Source organism: Polaromonas sp. P1_G2, from assembly GCF_056405515.1.
On record NZ_JBFUBY010000222.1, the window covers coordinates 1 to 6976 of the forward strand.

6 protein-coding genes are annotated in these 6976 nt (G+C 64.8%); 5 read left to right on the forward strand and 1 reads right to left on the reverse strand.

From position 1 onward, the window contains the following. The first annotated feature begins 284 nt into the window (after nucleotides 1-284). Nucleotides 285-1292 carry a D-2-hydroxyacid dehydrogenase family protein gene (locus tag AC1D0P_RS19135; RefSeq protein WP_477678204.1) on the forward strand — a complete coding sequence of 336 codons (1008 nt, stop codon included), beginning with the start codon at nucleotides 285-287 and terminating at the stop codon, nucleotides 1290-1292. Nucleotides 1293-1333: 41 nt separating this feature from the next. On the opposite strand, the gene AC1D0P_RS19140 is transcribed toward AC1D0P_RS19135, so the two are convergent. Then, complete coding sequence (locus tag AC1D0P_RS19140) at nucleotides 1334-3403, reverse strand: type IV pilus assembly protein FimV (RefSeq protein ID WP_477678205.1); 2070 nt, start codon at nucleotides 3401-3403, stop codon at nucleotides 1334-1336. A 36-nt stretch (nucleotides 3404-3439) separates the two neighbouring features. On the opposite strand from AC1D0P_RS19140, the gene AC1D0P_RS19145 reads away from it, so the two are divergent. The 4 genes from AC1D0P_RS19145 to AC1D0P_RS19160 all read left to right on the forward strand — a co-directional run. Further along, the gene (locus tag AC1D0P_RS19145) at nucleotides 3440-4960 is read left to right on the forward strand and encodes a 3-hydroxyacyl-CoA dehydrogenase (protein WP_477678206.1); all 1521 of its coding nucleotides are present in this window, start codon (nucleotides 3440-3442) and stop codon (nucleotides 4958-4960) included. Between the two features lie 150 nt (nucleotides 4961-5110). Next, on the forward strand, nucleotides 5111-5890 hold the full coding sequence (locus AC1D0P_RS19150; protein ID WP_477678207.1) for an oxepin-CoA hydrolase, alternative type: 780 nt from the start codon (nucleotides 5111-5113) through the stop codon (nucleotides 5888-5890). Between the two features lie 149 nt (nucleotides 5891-6039). Then, complete coding sequence (locus AC1D0P_RS19155) at nucleotides 6040-6765, forward strand: Crp/Fnr family transcriptional regulator (RefSeq protein ID WP_431096232.1); 726 nt, start codon at nucleotides 6040-6042, stop codon at nucleotides 6763-6765. Nucleotides 6766-6784: 19 nt separating this feature from the next. Continuing rightward, a partial coding sequence (locus AC1D0P_RS19160) for a phosphotransferase family protein (protein WP_477678208.1) occupies nucleotides 6785-6976 on the forward strand: 192 nt, incomplete at its 3' end.

The following is a 6976-nucleotide window of genomic DNA, read 5'->3' on the forward strand; positions in this document are numbered from 1 at the left end:
GGCCCGGCTTGCGCCGGCCGCATGGTTATCTCCGGCCGCATGGCCGCCGTCTGCGCGGAGCTTGACCGCATGGCCCAGCGCGAGGCCGCCTTGCAATAGAAAGGCCCTGCCCGCTCTCGCCCGCTCTGAGGGGGCTATTTCCCGGCTGCGTGAAGGTCAATGAGCCCGCCCGGTGCGCCACGGCAGGACTGAAATGCCTCGACAGGTTTCCTTGCGATACAAAATGCAAGCATTCGGGTAGCCCTTCCCGCGAGGAAGAAAAATCTTGCAGGCACAATATCGGCATGAATATTGTGATCCTCGACGACTACCAGGACGCAGTGCGAAAACTGAACTGCGCTGCCAAACTTGAGGCCTACCCCGCCAAGGTCTACACCAACACCGTCAAAGGCATAGGCCAGCTGTCCGTCCGGCTCAAGGATGCCGACGTCATCGTCCTTATCCGGGAACGGACCCAGCTCAACCGGCAGGTCATTGAAAAACTCCCCAAGCTCAAACTGATCGTGCAGACCGGCCGCGTCGGAAGCCACGTCGACGTTGCCGCCTGCACCGAGCGCGGCATCGCGGTGGCAGAAGGCACCGGATCACCCACGGCGCCGGCGGAACTGGCCTGGGCACTGGTCATGGCCGCCATGCGCCGCATTCCCCACTACGTGGCCCACCTCAAGCACGGGGCCTGGCAGCAGGCGGGCCTCAAGTCGGCCTCCATGCCGCCGAATTTCGGCATAGGTTCGGTCCTCAAGGGCAAGACCCTGGGCATCTGGAGCTACGGAAAGATCGGGCAGATCGTGGCCGGCTACGGCCGGGCCTTCGGCATGCGGGTCATCATCTGGGGCCGCGATGCCTCGCGTGAACGGGCCCAGGCCGATGGCTACGAGATCGCCGACAGCAAGGCCGAGTTTTTTGAACAAAGCGATGTGTTGAGCCTGCACCTGCGGCTGAACGACGAAACGCGCGGCATCGTCACACTCGAAGACCTGTCGCGCATGAAAACCACATCCTTGCTGGTCAACACCTCGCGCGCCGAGCTGATAGAACCCGAAGCCCTGATTGCCTCGCTCAACCGCGGCCGCCCAGGCCTGGCGGCGATCGACGTGTTTGAATCCGAGCCCATTCTGCAGGGCCATGCCCTGCTTCGCCTGGAGAACTGCATCTGCACACCGCATATCGGCTACGTGGAGCAAGACAGTTATGAGCTCTACTTCGGCGCGGCCTTCGACAACGTGGTCAATTTCRTCAAGGGCACGCCCACCAACATCGTGAACCCCGGCGCCCTGCAAGTACGGCGCTAGGTATACCTTGCCCCCAAGGCGGGGGCCGAAACCGCCGGGAACTAGGCGTTCCGGGCCGGTGCCGCGACCGGGCCATCGAGATCGAACTCGATGAGATTGCCGAAGTCTCCGGCTTCGGCCTCGGCGTCCATCGCTACGATGACCGGCAGCGGTTCAAGCGCGCCGCCCACGTCCTGGCTCAAGTCAATGTCCAGCCCCAGCCTCGGTGAAACCGGGGGCCGCGTCAGGTCGGGCGTCAATGCGATTTCCGTGGAAAGGGCAGCCGCCACAGCGCTGGGAACCACGGCGGCAAGCGGCGGAGGCGGTGCCTGAAACCGGGCTGACAAGGGCAGGATATTGGTCGGGCCAAAACTGGTCGTTTGCGGCAAGGCGGCCGGCACATCCAGGGCGGAAGGCAGAGCAGGCTCGCCGCCCTTCTCTTCCGGCTGTCCAGGGCGGGAAATAAGCTTCTTGGCAATGGAGTGAAGCAGCAGCAGTTCGCGATAAGCCGCAAGGCTGAAAACCTCGTTGCGCGAATCGGGCTTGCGGAAGATGGATTCTTCCAGGACGTCCAGCACCTTGGGCGTCGGCCACAGCGACTCAATGCGCGTGAGGGCCTCCACATAGAACTCCAGGCCGTGCGTGTCTATCGCATAGTCATCGAAGGCCGGCACCTGAGCATTGAACATCCGGTGGAAGTCCTTGCGCAATGCGTCATAGTCGTCCCTGCGTCCCAGGCTGTGGTAGAGGTCGAACAGGTCCAGATAGACCAGCGCGCTCGTCTCCACGTTGTCCATGATGTGCAGGCGCAGGACATCCACCGCCTTGTCGGGATGGCCCAGCGAGAGGAAAAAATCCGCCTGCTGCTGGACATCAAAAAGCTCTTCGGCATTGACGATACGGGGCATGCCGCTCAAGCCGCCCAGGCTGGGCAGGAATTCCGGGCGATCAGCAGATTCAGCCGGCCTGGACGCAGGCAGCTTGCGCGTGCTTTCGAAATGAAGCGCATCCAGGTCGAGGTCCACCACGGGCTTGGGCGGGCGCTCTTCGTGTGCCGGTTCAGTGCCGGGGTGCCCGGACGCCGGCCCTGCATAAACCGCAAAATCGCTCTGTCCATCATTCTTGTCCCACCAGGGACCATGGCTCAAGCGCAGCGCGTGCTGCCGGTTGCGCCTCCATAAAAAGCCGGCTGCCAGCAGCGCGAACAGCAGGACAGCGCCCAGGGCATACACCAGCCAGTTGCTGTAACGCTCCTGGCGCGCCTGCTCCAGCTGGCCCTGCAACTGCGTCWCGACCTGTTCGGTTTTGCGGCTTTGCGCCAGCATGGCGGCCACGTCGGACTCCAGGGACTTGAGGCGCTGGCCGTCGCGAACTAGGTCTTGCGGCTGGGCATTCAAAGCCTGCCACAAGGCGGCTGCGGAGGCGCGTTGCTGGGCATCGGTGGAAGGCGGCGTCAGCAGTTCCGGCGATGAACGAAGCACCGGATCGCGTTCGACGGTGAGGTCAATCGGGGCCAGTTGCAGTCGTGCCCGCGATTGACGCACCGGCGCCGGAGGCTTGCCTGCCGCGCGGACCGGCGGTGTGGCCAGTGAAGAGGCCATCCCGGCGCGGGGTTCCGGCTTCGCCCTCGATGTCCCGGAGCGGGATGGCGCTGCCGGGCGAAACTGTACCGAGCTTGCCGCAGCCGCCGCTTGCGGAAGGACCGAAGGCATCGGGGCCATGTTGTCGCCCAGCATCTCGGCCAACAGGACGTACTTGCGCGAATTCTTTTGCTGGCACCCTTCGCGTGCATGGATCGTCACGACCGGCTCATCCAGCGCGGAAGTCGTGCGGATGCGAATCAGGATTTCACCAGCGCCGGCACCCGGCGAGATCGTGGTGCGTATCCTGTCAGGGAAAACCTGGCTGTCGCCGAAAAACACATCAGCGGACACGCAAGCGGAGCCGGAGTTTTCAGCGCCGTCCAGTTGCGCGGACAGGGTGACGTCGAGTGGGTGCCCAACGATGGCCGCGCCGCGCATGCGGCCCAAGGACGCGGCCAGGGTGTTGGCGGCAAGCCCCATCAGCAAAGCGCCAAGCAGGCATTTCAGGAACTTCTCGGCGACTTTCATGGGGTGCGCAAATTTTGCCATGCACCTCTAGCGAATACGCTCAGCCATAATTCGGGCATGAAAGTAAATTTCGCAAATGTGGGAATAGTTGGCACTGGTGCGATGGGGCGCGGCATCGCGCAGATCGCGGCGCAGGCCGGCAGCACCGTCAAGCTGATGGACGCGCAGGCGGGCGCCGCCGAAAAGGCGCGCGAAGCGATTTGTGCCCAATGGGACAAGCTGGTCGAAAAAGGCAGGCTCGACGCGGCCGTGGCCACCGGCCACAAGGACCGGTTGCTGCTCGCCGGCACGCTGCCCGACCTGGCGGGCTGCGACCTCGTCATCGAAGCCATCGTGGAACGCCTGGACGTCAAGCGCGCGCTGTTCGCCGAACTCGAAGCCCTGGTGCCCGCGAGCGCCGTGCTGGCCAGCAATACCTCATCGCTTTCAGTGACGGCCATCGCGGCGGCGCTCAAACATCCCGAGCGCCTGGCCGGTTTTCACTTCTTCAATCCCGTTCCGCTGATGAAAGTGGTGKAAGTGATCGCGGGCCTGAAGACCAGCCCCGCGGTCTGCGAAGGCCTGAGCCAATACGCGCGGCAGATGGGCCACACACCCGTGCAGGCGCAAGATACGCCCGGCTTCATCGTCAACCACGCCGGCCRGGGCTTCGGCACCGAGGCGCTGCGCATCGTCAGCGAAGGCATTGCCGATTTCGCCACCATAGACCGCATCCTGCGCGACCAGGCCGGCTTCAAGCTGGGCCCTTTCGAGCTGATGGACCTGACCGCGCTCGACGTTTCCCATCCCGTGATGGAGTCGATTTACCACCAGTACTATGAAGAAGCCCGCTACCGCCCCAGCGTGATCACGGCGCAGCGCCTGGCCGGCGGCATGCTGGGCCGCAAGACCGGCGAAGGCTTTTACCGCTATGTGGACGGGGCCATGCAGGTGCAGCCCGAGCCCCCTGTCCSCGAGGTTGCCGAACTTCCGCCGGTGTGGGTCTCGCCGCGGGCTTCGCGGCGCTCGGAACTGCTGCAACTGCTCAAGACCCTCGGCGCCAAAATCGAGACCGGCGCCTCTGCCTCGCCGCAGGCCCTCATGCTGGTCGCGCCACTGGGCTTTGACATCACCACGGTGGCCGTGGTGGAGCGCCTGGACCCGGCCCGTACCATCGGCATCGACATGCTGATCGACGACGCGGCCACCAAGCGGCGCGTGCTGGCCACCAATCCGGCCACACGCAGCGACATGCGCGACGCGGCCCATGCCCTCTTCGCCCGCGACGGCAGGGCCGTCAGTGTGATCCGGGACAGCGGCGGCTTCGTCACCCAGCGAGTGGTGGCCGCCATCGTCAACATCGCCAGCGACATCTGCCAGCAGGGCATCTGCAGCCCGAAAGACCTGGAAACCGCCGTGACCCTCGGGCTGGGCTATCCCATGGGCCCGCTGGCCATGGGCGACCGCTACGGCCCCACCAATGTGCTGGAAGTGCTGTTCAACATGCAGACCGTGTACGGCGACCAGCGCTACCGCCCTTCCCCCTGGTTACGGCGCCGCGGTGCGATCGGCTTGAGCCTCCTACACCAGGAAGAATGAAACACCCCCTTCGGATGCTCACTTCGTGTAGCACCTTCCCCCCTCCAGGGGGCGGCGCTTGCGGCCTGGCGAAGCCAGTTCCGCGGCCCCCACTGGCGTGGGAATCCCTCCTCCGGCGACCACACATTCTTTCGTATTGGAACAACTGACATGGCAGGCGCAATCAAAGGTACGAGTGAGGGCCAGACCCTTATCCTGACGATCAGCAACCCGGAGTTCAGGAATGCCCTGGGTCCCGATATTTATGCGGCGGGCATTGAGGCCTTGAACGCCGCCGAGAACAACCCCGACATCCGCAGCGTGGTCATCACCGGCGAGGGTGCCATCTTTTGCGCGGGTGGCAACCTGCAGCGGCTGCAGGCCAACCGCCGTGAAGCACCCGAGGTGCAGGCCCAGAGCATCGAAGGCCTGCACAACTGGATCGACTCGATACGCACCTACCCCAAGCCGGTGATTGCCGCCGTGGAAGGCCCGGCCGCTGGTGCCGGTTTTTCGCTGGTGCTGGCCTGCGATTTTGTGGTGGCGGCGGACAACGCCGTGTTCGTGATGTCCTACAGCACGGTCGCGCTGTCGCCCGACGGCGGCGGCAGCTGGGCCCTGGCGCGCGCCCTGCCGCGCGCGCTGGCCAGCGAACTGCTGATGACCGGCGAACGCATAGGCCCACGCCGCTTGCATGATCTCGGGCTGGTCAACCGCGTCACGGCCCCGGGCGAAGCCCTGGCCCAGGCCCTGCAGCTGGCCGACAGCCTCAATGCGCGCGCGCCGAACGCGCTGGCCAGCATCAAGGAACTGATCAACGACGCAGCCGGCAATACGCTGAACCAGCAGTTGGCCCGAGAGCAAGACCACTTCGTGCGCAACCTGCACGACGCCAACGCCGGTGAAGGCATAGACGCCTTCCTGAACAAGCGCACGCCGCACTACCGCTAGCCGGTCCTTGCGCGGGGGGCCCTGTCGCGGCCCTCCCTCGCCATTTCCCGGCCCCTCCGGCCGGGCGACACCCATGCGACAGCCCGCTGGCGCGGGGCGGGTCCCTCAAGCGACAATGGACGTCTTGTTAGTCACTCAAAAGACAGACCATGGACGATCCCATTCTTACGATAGAGGAACGAGAGGCCATTAATAACGGCCGCTGGTTTTCATCCCTGTCCCCATCCCTGAGGCACGACATACTTCGATGCGCCTACGTCAAACGCTACAAAGACGGCGAACTCATCAGCGCCCGCGGCGACGCGCCGGAAGAATGGATATCCTGCGCGCGCGGCGCCATCCGGGTGAGCTCGACCTCGATTTCGGGCAAGCAGGTCACCCTGACCTATGTGGAGCCCGGCATCTGGGTCGGCGACGTGGCGATCTTCGACGGGGAGCGGCGCACCCACGACTCCTATGCCCATGGCGAAACCACGCTGCTGTGCGTCTCGCGCGCCGACCTGCGCAAAATCCTGAGCCAGCATGTCGAGCTCTACGAAGCCCTGCTGCGCCTGCATGCGCGGCGCATACGGCAGCTCTTCGGCCTGGTGGAAGACCTCAACACCCTGCCCCTGCGCGCGCGGCTGGCCAAGCAACTGTTGCACCTGGTCCGCAGCTACGGTGTGCCCAGCCTGGCGGACAGCGGCGAAGTGCGCATCGGCCTGCAGCTGGCGCAGGAGGAACTGGCCCAACTGCTGGGCGCCTCGCGCCAGCGCGTGAACCAGGAACTCAAGTCCATGGAGCGCGAGGAAGCCATACGCATAGAGCCGGGCGGCCTGGTGGTGCGCAACCGCCAGGCCCTGATGCGCATTTCCGAAGCCGAAATCGACAAATAAACACACGGGGGCCAGCCCTTTGAGCACGAGCAATTTCGACCACTTTGTCGGCACTCGGGCCGTGTCCGGCGCGCACGCCTTTGACCTCGATGCGCTCACCGCTTACCTGGGCAGCCACCTGCCCGGCTTCAAAGGCCCGCTGACGGCGGAGATCTTCAAAGGCGGCCAGTCCAACCCGACCTACAAGCTGATCACGCCGGGTGCCTCTTAC